The 14446-nt window shown below is 64.1% G+C and carries 13 protein-coding genes and 4 pseudogenes; 12 read left to right on the top strand and 5 right to left on the bottom strand.

Features of this window, described 5'->3' with window-relative positions; all coding sequences use genetic code 11:
* The first annotated feature begins 54 nt into the window (after positions 1 to 54).
* The 3 genes from J3489_RS01120 (at position 55) to J3489_RS38695 (ending at position 2095) form a co-directional block, all read left to right on the top strand.
* Positions 55 to 777 (top strand): TetR/AcrR family transcriptional regulator, encoded by a 723-nt coding sequence (locus tag J3489_RS01120; protein WP_206995331.1) that lies wholly within the window; start codon positions 55 to 57, stop codon positions 775 to 777.
* A 406-nt stretch (positions 778 to 1183) separates the two neighbouring features.
* Entirely contained in the window at positions 1184 to 1594 is a 411-nt protein-coding gene (locus J3489_RS01115; RefSeq protein WP_206995329.1) for a response regulator, read from the top strand.
* Positions 1595 to 1750: 156 nt separating this feature from the next.
* Positions 1751 to 2095, top strand: coding sequence for an SDR family NAD(P)-dependent oxidoreductase (locus J3489_RS38695; RefSeq protein ID WP_206996002.1), 345 nt, complete (start codon positions 1751 to 1753; stop codon positions 2093 to 2095).
* Here J3489_RS38695 and J3489_RS01105 read toward each other — a convergent pair.
* Positions 1994 to 2260, bottom strand: a complete 267-nt coding sequence (locus tag J3489_RS01105) for a hypothetical protein (RefSeq protein ID WP_206996092.1) — start codon at positions 2258 to 2260, stop codon at positions 1994 to 1996. The genes J3489_RS38695 and J3489_RS01105 overlap by 102 nt on opposite strands.
* Positions 2261 to 2324: 64 nt before the next feature.
* Positions 2325 to 2435, bottom strand: a pseudogene (locus J3489_RS37285) (LysR family transcriptional regulator); the annotation flags it as partial.
* On the opposite strand from J3489_RS37285, the pseudogene J3489_RS01095 reads away from it, so the two are divergent.
* From J3489_RS01095 to J3489_RS01075, 5 genes and pseudogenes are all read left to right on the top strand, one after another.
* Positions 2421 to 2603 (top strand): annotated as a pseudogene (locus J3489_RS01095) (amidohydrolase family protein); the annotation flags it as partial. The pseudogenes J3489_RS37285 and J3489_RS01095 sit on opposite strands and share 15 nt — an antisense overlap.
* Positions 2588 to 2926, top strand: a pseudogene (locus J3489_RS01090) (ABC transporter permease); the annotation flags it as partial. The pseudogenes J3489_RS01095 and J3489_RS01090, both read left to right, overlap by 16 nt.
* Positions 2911 to 3468: pseudogene (locus J3489_RS01085) on the top strand (substrate-binding domain-containing protein); the annotation flags it as partial. The pseudogenes J3489_RS01090 and J3489_RS01085, both read left to right, overlap by 16 nt.
* Positions 3469 to 3644: 176 nt before the next feature.
* Positions 3645 to 4205 carry an H-NS histone family protein gene (locus J3489_RS01080; protein WP_206995325.1) on the top strand — a complete coding sequence of 187 codons (561 nt, stop codon included), beginning with the start codon at positions 3645 to 3647 and terminating at the stop codon, positions 4203 to 4205.
* A gap of 528 nt (positions 4206 to 4733) precedes the next feature.
* Entirely contained in the window at positions 4734 to 6356 is a 1623-nt protein-coding gene (locus J3489_RS01075; RefSeq protein WP_206995322.1) for a hybrid sensor histidine kinase/response regulator, read from the top strand.
* 31 nt (positions 6357 to 6387) lie between these two features.
* Here the strand turns inward: J3489_RS01075 and J3489_RS01070 are convergent, their stop codons facing one another.
* Positions 6388 to 7014 (bottom strand): glutathione S-transferase family protein, encoded by a 627-nt coding sequence (locus J3489_RS01070; RefSeq protein ID WP_206995320.1) that lies wholly within the window; start codon positions 7012 to 7014, stop codon positions 6388 to 6390.
* A 158-nt stretch (positions 7015 to 7172) separates the two neighbouring features.
* On the opposite strand from J3489_RS01070, the gene J3489_RS01065 reads away from it, so the two are divergent.
* Positions 7173 to 8840 (top strand): ATP-binding domain-containing protein, encoded by a 1668-nt coding sequence (locus J3489_RS01065; protein WP_206995318.1) that lies wholly within the window; start codon positions 7173 to 7175, stop codon positions 8838 to 8840.
* 106 nt (positions 8841 to 8946) lie between these two features.
* On the opposite strand, the gene J3489_RS01060 is transcribed toward J3489_RS01065, so the two are convergent.
* Positions 8947 to 9894 carry a phosphoribosyltransferase family protein gene (locus J3489_RS01060; protein WP_206995316.1) on the bottom strand — a complete coding sequence of 316 codons (948 nt, stop codon included), beginning with the start codon at positions 9892 to 9894 and terminating at the stop codon, positions 8947 to 8949.
* Positions 9895 to 10155: 261 nt separating this feature from the next.
* Here J3489_RS01060 and pdxR point away from each other — a divergent pair, with 261 nt between their 5' ends.
* Positions 10156 to 11625, top strand: coding sequence for a MocR-like pyridoxine biosynthesis transcription factor PdxR (gene pdxR / locus J3489_RS01055; RefSeq protein ID WP_206995313.1), 1470 nt, complete (start codon positions 10156 to 10158; stop codon positions 11623 to 11625).
* Between the two features lie 531 nt (positions 11626 to 12156).
* Entirely contained in the window at positions 12157 to 12426 is a 270-nt protein-coding gene (locus J3489_RS01050; RefSeq protein ID WP_206995311.1) for a YodC family protein, read from the top strand.
* A gap of 64 nt (positions 12427 to 12490) precedes the next feature.
* On the opposite strand, the gene J3489_RS01045 is transcribed toward J3489_RS01050, so the two are convergent.
* The gene (locus tag J3489_RS01045; protein WP_206995309.1) at positions 12491 to 12802 is read right to left on the bottom strand and encodes a superinfection immunity protein; all 312 of its coding nucleotides are present in this window, start codon (positions 12800 to 12802) and stop codon (positions 12491 to 12493) included.
* A 180-nt stretch (positions 12803 to 12982) separates the two neighbouring features.
* On the opposite strand from J3489_RS01045, the gene J3489_RS01040 reads away from it, so the two are divergent.
* Positions 12983 to 14446 carry a M20/M25/M40 family metallo-hydrolase gene (locus J3489_RS01040; protein WP_206995307.1) on the top strand — a complete coding sequence of 488 codons (1464 nt, stop codon included), beginning with the start codon at positions 12983 to 12985 and terminating at the stop codon, positions 14444 to 14446.

Raw genomic sequence — 14446 nt, 5'->3', positions numbered from 1 at the left:
GCGGCGATTAATATAGGCGACATTCCTTTCGCAGTCAAACGACTCAATTCGACGATGGCTACCAGAAAGCGCGCAGAGAACGCCAAAAACAGCACGCGAACAGCGAAGGCTGCGCCGAAGCCTGCAGCGGCGCCGCGCCGGCCCGGCCGGCCGGCAGGCGGCTCCAGCGGCCCGGAGCAGCGCGAGAAACTCCTCGACACGGCGCTCGCGCTGTTTGCGCGGCAGGGCATCGTCGATACGACGCTTGCCGCGATCGCGCGCGAAGCGGGCGTCACGCCGGCGATGGTGCACTATTACTTCAAGACTCGCGAACAACTGCTCGACGTGCTGATCGACGAGCGTTTCGTCCCGGTGCGAGCGGCAATCAGCGGCGCGTTCGAGGACAACGCGGGCGACCCGGTCGCGGCGCTCGCGGCGCTCGCGCAGCGTTTCGTCGATCTCGCCGCTGAGCGTCCGTGGTTTCCGTCGCTATGGATCCGCGAGGTCATCAGCGACGCGGGCTTGCTGAGGCAGCGCATGCGCGACCGCTTCAAGGACACGCATCGCAAGGACGAGATTCAGTGGATCGTCCGCTGGCAAAAGGAAGGGCGCCTGAATCCGGACCTCGAACCGGCACTCGTCTTTCCCACGCTGCTCGGCCTCACGCTGCTGCCGTTGGCGGCGTCGACCTTCTGGCGTTCCGATCCGCAACGGCGGCAGATCGGCACGGACGAAATCGCGCGTCATGCGATCGCGCTGCTCACGAACGGCATCGCTCCGCGCCGGAACAAACGCTGACGCTACGCACGGGCACGACCAGGCGCAAGTTTTGCGTCGGGGAGTGACGGACGCCGCGCCTCCCGCTTGCTGGACGGCTTGAAAACGGCTTGGAAACCACCATATACGGGCCGTCTTTCATGGGCGTTTCTTCGTCGCGTGCTAGCGTACTGCTCGACATGTAAACACATGCTGCAGATTGCATTGCAAAGCAGCGTCGCGCGGACGGACATTGCGCCGAATGAGACGCGCTGTCTGTCCTGCCAATCGCGTTGCAACTCGCGGCACGGGTTCGGGTCGGAGTCTTCAGCACGCGGCCGCCAAGCCGCTGGCGGTTGCAAGCGGCGGCGTGCCAAGGGCAGTTTGATTGGCGAAGCGCAGCGTTTTTTCGCGGCGTTTCGCACCGTACTGGTAGCGAAAAAAACGTATGAACGGAGCATTGAGACTTGACCGGGCGACGATCGTCCTCGTAGAAGACGATCCGCAGAACCGGGATTCGCTCGTGATGTTGCTGGAGTCGGAAGGAGCGCAAGTCGTGGCAGTGGCGGATGCGGAGGAAGGCGTGGAAGCGGCGATGCGAGTGCTGCCCGATGCCGTCGTCTGCGATCTCGATCTGCCGGCGATGGACGGTTTCTACTTGATTCAGCGGTTACGCGACTACGAGATTTGCACCAATCGCAGCCCGTGCGTGGCGGTGGCGATCACCGGTCACACTGACGAGGCCTACTGGCTTCGCAGCATCGGCGAAGGGTTTCAGCACTTCATGACGAAACCCGCGCAGCCGGAAGTGCTGGTTTCGCTGCTGCACGACGCGATTGGGGCTCGCGCGGCGAGTTGACGCCGCTTGCAGTACGCGGCGACGCGGTTTTCTCCGACCGCCGCCGCAAGGCGCGTCTTGTCGAACAAGACGCGGCGTACACGCTTTTTCCAAAGCACGGCTGCCGTCTTCGGCGAGCGTCGACGTTTTCCCTTTAGCGTCAGGCGCTTATGCGTCATGCCCGCAGGTTGTCCACAAGTTTGCCAACACAATCTGTGGACAAGTTGCCAATATTCCCGCGGCAACGGATCGACGACCACTCGCGAGGCGCTCGACAATATTGCGTCGCTGGGGCGGCGCGCGATTGCGGTCGAGGGCAACGTCGCCGAGCGGGAGACCGGACCGGCGCTGGTGAAAGCAGCCGTCGACACGTTCGGGCGCCTCGACGTGCTCGCGAGCAACGCGGGCATGGCATTCGCACTATTTGGACGATTTCTGAAAGAAATCATCCAGCACCCAACCAGTGCCGGAGGCGCATCGCATCTTAGTGTAGGCGTAAATTCTTGCCACGCTATCCTCTAAGGGCGCGCATGTTTCCCCTTGCTTGACCAGAAAAATCGGCTTTGCGCGATCGTCATTCGGCTCGGCAAATGCCTGCATATCCTGTAGAGCGACCCATTTCTCGTTGTTGTATTTTGAGCAGCCACCAATAGCAATAAGGAAAACAATCAAGGATAAGCGTTTCATTATTTGGGTACCGACGTATTCCAATCAGGCGCTTAGTGTGATGAAGTCCCGGAACGCCGCCCCCCGAATACATCCTTAGCAATTCCACGAACCTAAGCGCCGGCTCCGACAGCGGCTCTTCCTTGCGCACCAGCAGCCCGAACCCTTCAAGACTTTCGCCGATCTCGATAGGCACTATCCGTGGCTCGCGAATCCGGGCAGATCGTTTGTCGGCGATGCGCGCGATTTGAAACACCACTATCTGCCGGCCGACCTGATCGACGATGCCGCCGGCATCGAATTGCTGAAGGTGGTCCACGTCGAAGCGAACTACGATCCGGCGAACCCGGTCGGCGAGACGCGCTAGCGGGCATCGTCTATACGCTGCGTTTTACGAGTGCGCGCGGCGACAACGGTGAGGGCTTCGAACTGTCGGTGATCGCGGCCGTGCTGTTCGGCGGCGTGAGCATTTTCGGCGGGCGCGGGTCGATGGTCGGCGTGCTGCTCTCGCCCGTCGTCATCGGCGTGCTGCGCAATGCGCCGACGCTCAACGACGTATCGAGCGAAACGTTGACGATCGTCACTGGCGCGCTGTTGCTGTCCTCAATGCTGGTTCCGTATCTGATTGCGCGCTGGCGCAGCATGCGCGAACGCCGTTCGCTCATGCGCGCGGCGGCTTCGCGATAAACCGCACAACACCAACAACCGCTTGCGGCTCCGAATGGCGGGTTCCGGGCGCCTATTTCAAGTGGATGCAGGAGGAATTGAAAAAACCCGAATACGCGAAGATGAAGCTCATTAAGATCGCTTACGGCAACGATGACGACCAGAAGTCATTCGTCGAAACGCAAGGCCTGCATCAGGAGTATCCGAATTTGAAGCGCATCGTGGCGCCGACTTCAGTGGGCATTGCCGCGGCGGCGCGCTATTTGTCGACCTCGCCTAAGAAAGGTCAGGTCATGCTGACGGGTCTTGGCACACCGAACCAGATGCGCGCCTTCATCAAAAACGGCATCGTCAAAGCGTTTCAATTGTGGGACCCGGGTCAATTGGGCTATCTGGCCGCTTATGCCGCGGCTAGCCTGGCGTCGGGCACGATCACCGGCAAGGAAGGCGAATCGTTCGACGCCGGCAAGCTCGGCAAGCGGACTGTCGGCAAGGACGGCGAAATCATTCTCGGGCCGCCGACCACCTTCGACGCGAGCAACATCGATAATTTCAATTTCTAACACGCGCTAACACGCGTTCCGGCTGTGCCGCAGCAAACACTTCTAAACAAAATGTGTTGTTTTTTAGCGCCCCTAAGGGCGCTTTTTTATTATTCTTTGCTAAGGAAGGCCAGATAGCGTTAGTCAACCCAAGCGACCCATGGCATAGTCACGCAATTCATTCTTAAGGAGAAAAGATGGCTACGCTCAAGCAAATCCAAAGCCGTATCGAGAAATTGCAGGCGCAAGCGGAAAACTTGATCGCCAAACGGTCGACGGTCGTGATCGGGGAAATCCGCGCAATGCTGGAACAGCACGGCTTGACGACCGCCGACCTCGACGCTCATATGCCGAAGAAGCGTGGTCCCAAGCCTAAGGGCGCGGCCGGCTACGCGGGCGCGACGGCCAAGACCAAAGGCCTCAAGGCAACAGGCAAGCTGCCGCCGAAGTACATGCACCCCGAAACCGGCGCGACGTGGAGCGGCCATGCGCGCCCGCCGGCATGGATCAAGGACGCGAAAGACCGCTCGGTCTTCCTGATCGGCAAGCCGGCGGCGGGCGCTGCGGCCGTGAAGCCGGCTGCCGCTAAAAAGACGGCTGCCGCTAAAAAGGCCGGTGGCGCTAAGCGGACGGTGGCGCGCAAGGCCGCCGCGAAGAAAGCCGTCGCTGCCAAGAAGACCGCGGCGAAGGCGGGCAAAGCAATCAAGTCGGCAAAAGCCGCGAAAACGGCAAGCCGCGCGAAGCGCGCTGCGGCGTAAGTCTCCCGGCGACCGGCGCCGGGCGTGCCTGCCGCGGACGCCCCGCCGTGACGCATTGCGGCGAATCGCTCGATCCGACCATTCCGGACACACGTGCACGTGCGGCGCAGCTTTTGCGCCGCACGATCCAATTTGTCTGGTGAATACGATTTTTTGCAATTTCGTTGTCAATTTTGCATGTTTGCAACATTTCTTTCGCGCGCCGGCAGGCCGGCGGACCGCTAACCCGCCCAAGAAAAAGGCCAACCGATGCTTGCCGTGCATTGCGGCGTCGAAGGTGCCGTTCTTCGCCGAGCCGGTCGCGCGCAGGATCGCGGAACGGTTGCAAGCCGCTTTCATCGATCTGCAATTGAATCTGCGCTTCGGCGATATCGCCGATCGACTGCGCGCGACCGGCTGGTTTGCGGGCAACGAGTTCACTACCGCCGACATTCGGCAGTCCCAGATAACGAACTTCGGCACAAGCCTTGCTTGTGGCCTTGTTGAGCGGCTGGTTGGGCCGCATTCCTTAGCGAACCCGCCACGCCCATGCAATCGGACCTTCCCGCCCCAGAGCCATCGCCCGCCGCCCCCGCGCGCGAGTTGCGCCCGCTCGTCTCACTGCCCGAGGAGCGCTTCCGAATTCTTGTCGAAGCGGTCGAGGACTACGCGATCTTCATGCTCGATCGCGATGGCCGCGTGACGAGCTGGAATACCGGGGCGCAGAAGATCAAGGGCTATTCGGCGCGGCAAATCATCGGCCAGCATTTTTCGGTGTTCTATCCGCCCGAAGACATCGCGGCGGGCAAGCCGGAGATGGAGCTCGTCGTGGCGGCCCGGGACGGGCGCGTCGAGGACGAAGGCTGGCGCGTGCGCAGGGACGGCTCGATGTTCTGGGCCAACGTGATCATTACCGCCGTGTACGAAACGCGCGGCGGCAAGCGCGAGCTGTCCGGCTTTGCAAAGGTGACGCGCGATATGACGGAAAGGAAGCGCCTGCGCGAGCTCGAGGTGGCGAGCCAGCACATGAACGAGTTTCTCTCCACGCTGGCGCACGAATTGCGCAACCCGCTGGCGCCCGTGCGCAACGCGTTGAGCGTGATGATGCTCGAGCCGTTCGTCAGCCCGACGGTCAAACAATGCCGCGACATGATCGATCGGCAGGTGACCCACCTCACGCGTCTTGTCGACGACTTGCTCGATGTCGGTCGCGTGACCACCGGCAAGATCGTGCTGCGCCTCGAACCGGTCGACCTCAAGGACGTCGTGGCGCGCAGCATCGAAATGATGCGCCCGCACCTCGACATGCGGCAGCAGGCGATCGACGTCGCGTATCCGAAGACGCGCATCATGGTGAACGGCGACTTGGCGCGCCTCGTCCAGATCACGCAGAACCTGCTGAGCAACGCGTCGAAATTCTCGGAGCCCAGTTCGCGGATCGGCGTGTCGGTGCAGGCCGAAGGGACGATGGCGGCGCTGCGCGTGTCCGATCGCGGGTGCGGCGTCGAGCCCGACGCGCTCGAATCGATCTTCGACTTGTTCGTGCAGGCCGACAGCCGCCTCGAAAGAAATGAGGGCGGCCTAGGCGTGGGCTTGACGCTGTGCCGGTGGCTCGCCGAAATGCACGGCGGCGCGGTGACGGTAGCGAGCGCCGGACGCGGGCACGGCGCCACGTTTACGTTGCACCTGCCGCGGCTCGATTCGTCGCCGGTGGAATCGGAAGCCGGCGGCGCCGCGACGCTGCACCCCAACACGGCCGGGCACGACGACGACACCCTGCACGTGCTGATCGTCGACGACAACCGCGACTCGGCCGACAGCATGGCGATGCTGATGAGCCTCAAGGGACATCGCGTGCGGGTCGCCTACAACGGCTTGCAGGCGCTGGCGATCGCAAGCACCGAGCGCGTCGATGTCGCACTGATCGACATCGCCATGCCGGGCGCGGACGGCTTTACCGTTTTGCGCCAGTTGAAGTCGATTCCGTCCACGAACGAGGCGCTTTACGCGGCGATGACGGGCTTTGGCCAGGCAAGCGACATGGAGCGCTCGCTGCAAGGCGGGTTCGACGCGCATCTGACGAAGCCCGTGCCGCTCGCGCTGATCGATGCGCTCTTGCAGCGCGCGCTCGAGCGGCGCAGCGGGCCGGAGACGCGCTCGGACGACCGCTGACGCGCCGCTGCGGTCCAAAGCCAAAGCCGTCTCAGGTCAGCGGCAGATCGACGTGCTTCTTGAACGGCGCGCGTTGTTCAACCCGCGAATACCAGCGCTCGAGATTCGGCATCGGCGGCCTTTCCACTCCCGCGAGTCCAAACCAGCGTTTCGCATAAGCGCCGAGCCCGATATCGGCGATCGTGAACTTGTCGCTTTCCAGAAAGAAGCGGCCGCTCAAATGATCGTCCAGGAGCTTCCAGCGCGCGGCGACGGTCTTCACGTCGGCTTCGAACTGCACCAGGTTGCGCTCGGCGGCGGGCGTGCGCACGGCGCTGATGAACACCGGGCGCTCCGCTGGCTGCAGCGTGGAGATCGACCAGTCGAGCCAGCGGTCGATGCCCGCGCGCAGCTTCGGATCGCTCGGATAGAGCTGGCTCGCCGGCCCGTACTGCATGACGAGATAGCGCAGAATCGAGTTCGACTCCCACAGCACGAAGGTGCCGTCTACGAGCGTCGGGACCTCGCCGTTCGGATTGAGATCGAGATAGTCGGGATCGCGAACGCGGCCGAACTGCAGCCCGGCATCGATGCGCTCGTAAGGCAGGCTCAGTTCGTCGCAGCACCAGAGCACCTTTTGCACGTTGGCCGAGTTGGCGCGTCCCCAGATTTTCATCATTGAGTCATTCCTCCAATAAGCGATGCCGCTACGATACACGATCAGCCTGACGGCTCGCCTACCGCGCGGGGCGGGCGATCGGGGCGGCAGCGGGCGGCTCGACTCGGCGAATTTGTACAATACGGCGATCTTCGAAGGCCCTGCCAGGAGGCACCTCAATGGCCCGCACCGTCCCTGACGACTGGAAGCATTTAGCCGCCGTCGGCGCCGCCGAGCGCGAACGCGAGATGCTTGCGCTTCTGGAAGGCGCGCTGCCCGACGGTTACACCGTCTATCACGGCGTGCACTGGACGCGCTTGAACCAGAGCTTCTCGGTGTTCGGCGAAGCGGACTTCGCGATCGTGAGTCCGGCGGGCCGCGTGATGATCGTCGAGCAAAAGGCCGGATTTCTGCGCGAAACGCCCAAGGGCCTCGTCAAGGTCTATCTGCAGACCGAGCGCAACGTGTCGATTCAGTTGGCGCGCACGATCGAAGGGATGCATCGACGCTTCACCGCGGCGTTCGGCGCGGGCACTTACTGCATCGAAGAGCTGCTGTATTGCCCTGATTACGTCGTGAAGAACGCGGCGATTGCGGGCGTGAACCCGGATCGTATCGTCGATGCGACGCGCAAGGACCGGCTGGCTTCGATCATCCTCAAAGCGCTTCCCGCAGACGAGCCGCGCCTTGCGTGCGCGCCGAAGATCCACCACTTTCTCGCCGATGAACTGGCGCTCACCCCCGACGCGAGCGCGCTCGTCGGCCAAGCGGGCACGCTCGTCACGCGTCTCGCGGGCGGCCTTGCCGCTTGGGCGCGCCGGCTCGAGTTCGCGCCGTTCCGATTGCGCGTGATCGGCACGGCAGGCTCCGGCAAGACACAGCTCGCGGTGCAGGTCATGAAGGATGCGGTCGCGAACGGCAAGCGGCCGCTTTACGTGTGCTTCAACCGGCCGCTCGCCGATCACATCGCGCGCGTGGCGCCGCCCGAGGCGAAAGTCGCGAACTACCACCAACTCTGCGATTGGATCGCGCGCGACGCGGGCAGGGTGCCTGACTTCCAGGCGCCCGATATCTTCGGCCGGCTGGAGTCGAGCTTCGCCGGCGCGCCGATCGATTCGCGCTGGCAATTCGACGTCCTGATCGTCGACGAGGGGCAGGATTTCCAGCAGCCGTGGGTTGCTGCGCTTGCGCGGCTCGTCGCGCCCGAGGGCGCATGGTGGTGGCTCGAAGACCCGCTGCAGAACCTCTATATGCGCGAGCCGGTTGCATTGCCGGGCTGGACGGTGCTCAAGGAAACGACGAACTACCGCAGCCCGCGCGACATCCTCGACTACGTGCGCGACATCGTCGGCGCGCCGGTGCCGCTCGCGGCGAGCCTGGTATCGGGCAGCCCGTTCGACGGTTCCGACATCGCCGTTTCGACCTACGACGCCGCGAGCGCCGACGGCAGCATCGAAGCGACCAAGCGCGCGATCACGCAGGCGCTGTCGCTCGGCTTCAGAAAACAGGACATCGCGGTGCTCTCGTTTCGCGGACGCGAAGGCTCCGCGCTGACCGCGCTCGATCATCTCGGCCCGCACCGGCTGCGCTGCTTCACCGGCAAATACGATCTGTTCGGCAATCCCGAGTACCGCGAAGGCGACGTGCTGCTCGAATCGATCTATCGCTTCAAGGGGCAATCGGCGCCGTGCGTGATTCTGACCGAGGTCGACTTCGAGACATTCGACGAACGCGGCGCGCGCAAGCTCTTCGTCGGCGCGACGCGGGCAACGATGAAGCTGATCGTCGTCGCGTCGCAGCGCGCCGCGCGCCACCTGCGCGGCGAGCATGGCGGCAGCGGCGACTAAGCGCGCGGCGCTTCGCTACTGCACGCCTTGCAACGTCGAGACTGCGCGGCGCAAGCCGTCGGCCTGCGCTTCGAGCGCGCTTACCTTGCCTTACGCGCCGTGGCGTTCAGCGCCAGTCCGCGGCGTTGACGAGCGTGCCCCGGCGCGCGTGCGCGTCCCACCAGATCACGCGCAAAAGCGGCGCGAGCCGGGAAATCAGAATCGCCTGCGCAGGGTCGCTTTCGATGAAGTGCGTAACGCCGAGCGCGCGCACCGCGTCGGCCTTGTGCGCGGCGGCGCCGTCCGGGCCTTCGTTGTGACGCGCGGGGGCGCGCATGATGAGTTCGAGGCCGCTAAAGCCGTGCCGGTCGAGCCACGCCTGCGTGCGCTCTCGGTCCGTTTCGGGGCGGCCGGTGACGATTGCGCGCACGGCGCGAATCTCGATGCCGGGCAGCGTCTCGAAGGGCAACAGCGCGTCGCGCTCGTTCAGCGCGGCGGCGAGGTCTTCGTCATAGCGCGCGAGCGGCACGTCGGGCAGCAAGATGCCGTCGAGATCGATCGCATAGGCGGCGTATGCGTGGTCCTCCGCCATCTGCCCTTGTCCCGCGACGACGGCGCGATCCCAGTCCGACCGATAGCGCTCGGTGTGAGCCTGGCGCTCCCAAGGAAAGAGCGCGAAATAGCCGGCCGCATCGTTTCCATAGTCGGGACGCACGCGGCTCAGCTCGTCGAACGCGGCGGTCAGCGTTTTCACGACGAGGCCGTGCTGCTCCAGAAACGCGACGCAGTCTGCCATCGTGAAGCCGCGGCCCGAGATGTCCTCGCACAGCAGCACCTTGGCGCCGCGCGGCGGAATCGGCAGCGAGCAATCCCACGCGACCGTACGGGTTGCGCGGTCATAGCGCAGGAACGCGACCGGCGTGCCCACGGCGTGCGACACCATCAGCGCGAGCGGCGCGCCGCCGCGCAGGATTCCGGCGGCCATCGCGAAACCTTCGGCAAGCAACGCCGGTTGCAGCGATTCGATCCAGTGGTCGAGGTGTTCGTACGTGAGGGGGAGGATCGGTCTGGGCATGGCGATGCTGCCGGTGTGAGAGGGTTGCCGCGATGAAGAAGGGCAACATTATGCATCTCGACTGCGCCGGCAGCGCGTTTGCCCTCACCGGGCGAGGGGTTGGGCCAGGGCGTGTGATTGGCGTGAACAGGGCCCAGGCCGGTCAGACGGCGGTCAGGGTCATCGAAGCAGGGTCTCCAGGAGGGGATTGGGCCTCAGGAATAGCGATCTCGTGGCACCATGATAAGACGCATCGATAGCGCAGATTTTGGAGCCACAAGAATGGACTACGCCCTGCTCGTTTCGACCTATGCACGCGAGAACAAAGAGCGCGGGCTCACGCAGCAGCGGCTGCTCTACGAGTGCCTGCGCCGCGCCATCCTCGACGGCCGGCTCGCGCAGGGCAGCCGGCTCGCGGCCACGCGCGCGCTCGCCGAAGAGCTGCGCATGGCCCGCAATTCGGTGCTCTACGCCTACGAGCGGCTCGCCGAAGAGGGCTTCGTCGTCGCCACGCGGCAGGGTTCGGAAGTGGCGCGCGTCGGGCTGCCGCGGCGCGATCCCGCACCCGTCGCCAGGGGCCCGGACGTGGTGCTCGCGCGGCGCGTCGACGGGCTCGACCGCGAGCGCGTCGCGCACGACGAGCAAAAGCCGTTTCGCCTCGGCATTCCGGCGCTCGACGAGTTTCCGCTCGCCCAGTGGCGCGCATCGCTCGATCGCGCGTGGCGCACGGTCGGCCCGCAGCATCTCGGCTATGGCAACGTCGAAGGCCATCCGGCGCTCAGGCATGCGATTGCCGAGCATCTGAGGGTGTCGCGCGGCGTGCGCTGCGAGATCGACCAGGTCTTCATCACCGACGGCACGCAAAGCAGCCTCGACCTGTGTGCGCGTCTCTTCGCGGACGCGGGCGCGACCGTGTGGCTCGAGAACCCGGGCTATAACGGCGCGCGCGCCGCATTCAGGTCGGCCGGCTTGACGATCGTGCCGATGCCCGTCGATGCGGACGGCATCGCGCCGCGCGCCGACGATTGGCGGCGCGTGCCGCCGAAGCTGATCTACGTGACGCCGTCGCACCAGTATCCGCTCGGCAGCGTGCTGAGCCTGGAGCGCCGCCTGTGGCTGATCGAAGAGGCGCGCAAGGCCGGCACGTGGATCATCGAAGACGACTACGACAGCGAATTCCGCCACGACGGCCCGCCGTTGCCCGCCGTGCAGGGGCTGGCCGCCGACGCGCCGGTGATTTATCTCGGGACGTTCAGCAAGACGATGTTCCCCGCGCTGCGGCTCGGTTTCATGATCGTGCCGGCCTCGCTGAGCGCCGCGGTGCGCGGGCCGCTCGGGGCGCTCGCGCGGCGCGGGCGCCCCGCCGATCAGATCGCGCTCGCCGATTTCATCGACAGCGGGCTTTACACGCGGCATCTGCGGCGCATGCGGCGCCTTTACGCCGAGCGCCGCAACGCGCTTGCCGACGCGCTGCGCACGCAGTTGGGCGGGATGCTCACGGTATCGGCCGGCGCGGGCGGCATGCATCTGAGCGCGCAACTGACGGCGCCGCTTGCCGATGTCGACGTTTGCACGGCCGCGCGCGGCGCGGGCCTGATCGTGCCGCCGCTCAGCGCCTATTGTCTGCCGTGCGTCGATATAGCGCGCTACAACGGTTTAGCACTTGGTTATGCTGGAGTGGCTGCGGAGAAAATCGACGGACTCGTCCAGCAACTCGCCCAGATTCTCGGGAGTTTCAAAGCAAATCGTTAAAACGGAAAACGTTTCCAGAGAAATCGCATAAAAAATTTAATGCGATTTTCATAAAGATTAAATGGTGGGTGTGGGTCGGTCAAAATTTCCATGCGGAATAGTTTGACTTTACGCGATCGGTATAAATGTCTCGCGGCAGGCGACGAATGGGCGGTCGCCGAGGTGAGGCGCAATGCATGGGCAGGGTTCCGCATCCAGCCGGGCAGCCTGCCAGCCGGGCAGCAGCGGCGGCCGGGCGGTAATAGTGGCTCAGGTGTTTCTCGTTCGGAAAATATTTATTGTGCTCTTACATATGAGATCACAGTATGTCTGAGGAAATCTTCTGCTACTCTTGGGAGAACACTCAGGATAAACCCGAGCGGGGCGGTTTTTTTTGGTAAAATCGCTTGTAGAACAAATATTCTATTGTTAGCCTGCTTCTTCGTTGAGGGCCTTTCTCTTTAGCAGCCGGAAGTGAGGTTCATATTTGATTCTTGTGTTCGCCGGCGCACAAACCTCAATGCACTAACTCAGATTGATATCGGGGCGCATATGCTTACAGCTACCTGCACACAGATGGCACATTTTTTCGTAGGCGACGTGGTGACGCTCAAGTCGGGCGGGCCGCGAATGACCATTACTGATATCGGGCCGGTGAAATTCGCCGACGGTGATTGGTTGCGCTGCCAGTGGTTCGACGACCATGGCGAGCTGCGCCAGGATCTGTTCTCCCAGGACGATGTCAAGCGCGAGCCGCGTTCCATTTCTCCGGGCTCCGTACACCTGCGCAGCTACGCGAGTCCTATCCGCAGTTGCTTCTAAAGCTCGAGCTTCGGCGGTCCCAGCGCCGCCGGAGCGTCCGGTATTCAAGCATTGATTGAAGCGCTCAATTGCGCGCGCGGTCGCGCCTCGCCGCGCGTGCCTGCACGCGTTCGGCGAGCCCCTTGGAAAACCTGCCGAGGCTGAGCAGGCGGCGCTTCTTGTTCACGTCGTCGGCGACATCGGCCGGAGGATTCGGCTGGAATGCCCAGTAGAGCGCGATGATCCAGCCGATGACGGTCCACCCGAGGCAGGCGTTGAAGAGCGCGACGATCAGGACATCGTGGCGTTTGCGCCGGTCGGCGATGATCGCCGGCAGGAAATAGACGGCAAGCGCAATCACCAACTCGGCGATTTGAGCGACGATTCCACCTGGCATGACCGGTTCCCCAAAGGTGGCTGTAGTCCGATTGTCGCGCGATTGATAGTTTCCTGCATCAAAACCGAAAAGATGGACGGCTTGCTGCACGGCTCGATCGGCCATGCAACGACGGGCGGCAAGTGCGGACCGGTTCGGGTCTATCATGAGCGTTTTGACCGGCCGCCCGGATAATCGAACATGACCTCCGCCGACACGACTCAGCAATCCGTCCAACTCGATCACGACGCGCTCGTCGCGTTCGTCGATCGCAAATGGAACGACGACATCGTTCCCGCGCTGACCGGCTACATCGCCGTCCCCGCCAAGAGTCCCGCGTTCGATGCGGACTGGTCGCGCAACGGCTTCATCGAGCGCGTCGTGACGGACGCGGCGCAATGGGCAGAAACGCAATCCGTGCGCGGCCTGAAGCTCGAAATCGTGAGGCTGCCGGGCCGCACGCCGGTGATCTTCTTCGAGTCCCCCGCCACGCGCTCGGGCAGCACCGAGACGATCGTGCTGTACGGCCACCTCGACAAGCAGCCGGAGTTCGACGGCTGGCGCAACGACCTCGGCCCATGGCAGCCGAAGTTCGAAGACGGCAAGCTGTACGGCCGCGGCGGCGCCGACGACGGCTACGCGATCTACGCGAGCATCAGCGCGCTGGCCGCGCTCGACGCGCAGGGCGTCGAGCGGCCGCGCTGCGTCGGGCTGATCGAAACGTGCGAGGAGTCGGGCAGTTACGATCTGCTGCCTTATGTCGACGCGCTGCGTGAGAAGCTCGGCATGGTCGGCCTCGTCGTCTGTCTCGACTCGGGCGCCGGCAACTACGATCAACTGTGGTTGACCACGTCGCTGCGCGGACTCGTCTCCGGCGACCTTGAAGTCGAAGTGCTCGACGAAGGGATTCACTCGGGCGGTTACGGCGGCATTGCGCCGTCGAGCTTCCGAATCATGCGGCAACTGTTCGCGCGCCTCGAGGATGCCGGGACCGGCAATCTGCTGCCGACCGCCTTTCACTGCGCCGTTCCCGCGAACCGGCTGCGCGAAGCCGAGGTGACGGCAGGCATCCTCGGCGACAGCGTCTGGAAGACCGTGCCGTTCGCCTGCGGCCAGGACGGCAAGCCGGTGCTGCCGACCACGACCGACGCGTGCGAGGCGCTCTTGAACTCGACGTGGCGGCCGTCGCTGTCCGTGACCGGCGCGCAAGGCCTGCCGCCGCTCTCGAGCGCGGGCAACGTGCTGCGTCCGCGTACGTCCTTCAAGCTGTCGCTGCGCGTGCCGCCGCTCGTCGACGCCGTCAAGGCCGTTGCCGACTTGAAGGCGCTCCTGGAACTCGATCCGCCGTACAACGCGAAGGTGACCTTCAAGGCGGACCCGGGCGCGGCTAGCGGCTGGAGCGCGCCGGACCTGGCGCCGTGGCTCCAATCGGCGCTCGACGCGGCGTCGCAAGCGCACTATGGCGCGAATTGCGCGTACATCGGCCAGGGCGGCACGATTCCGCTGATGAACGTGCTGCAAGCCGGCTTCCCGACGTCGCAATTCATGGTGTGCGGGGTGCTCGGGCCGAAGTCGAACGCACACGGGCCGAACGAATTCCTGCACGTGCCGTATGCAAAAAAGCTGACGGCCGCCGTCGCCCAAGTGATCGCCGCCGCACCGTGA

Origin of the sequence: Trinickia mobilis (assembly GCF_017315705.1) — a bacterium.
In the GTDB taxonomy this organism is placed as follows: Bacteria; Pseudomonadota; Gammaproteobacteria; order Burkholderiales; family Burkholderiaceae; genus Trinickia_A; species Trinickia_A mobilis.
Note: the sequence above shows the minus strand (reverse complement) of the source record. Positions and strands in the feature narration are given on the sequence as shown.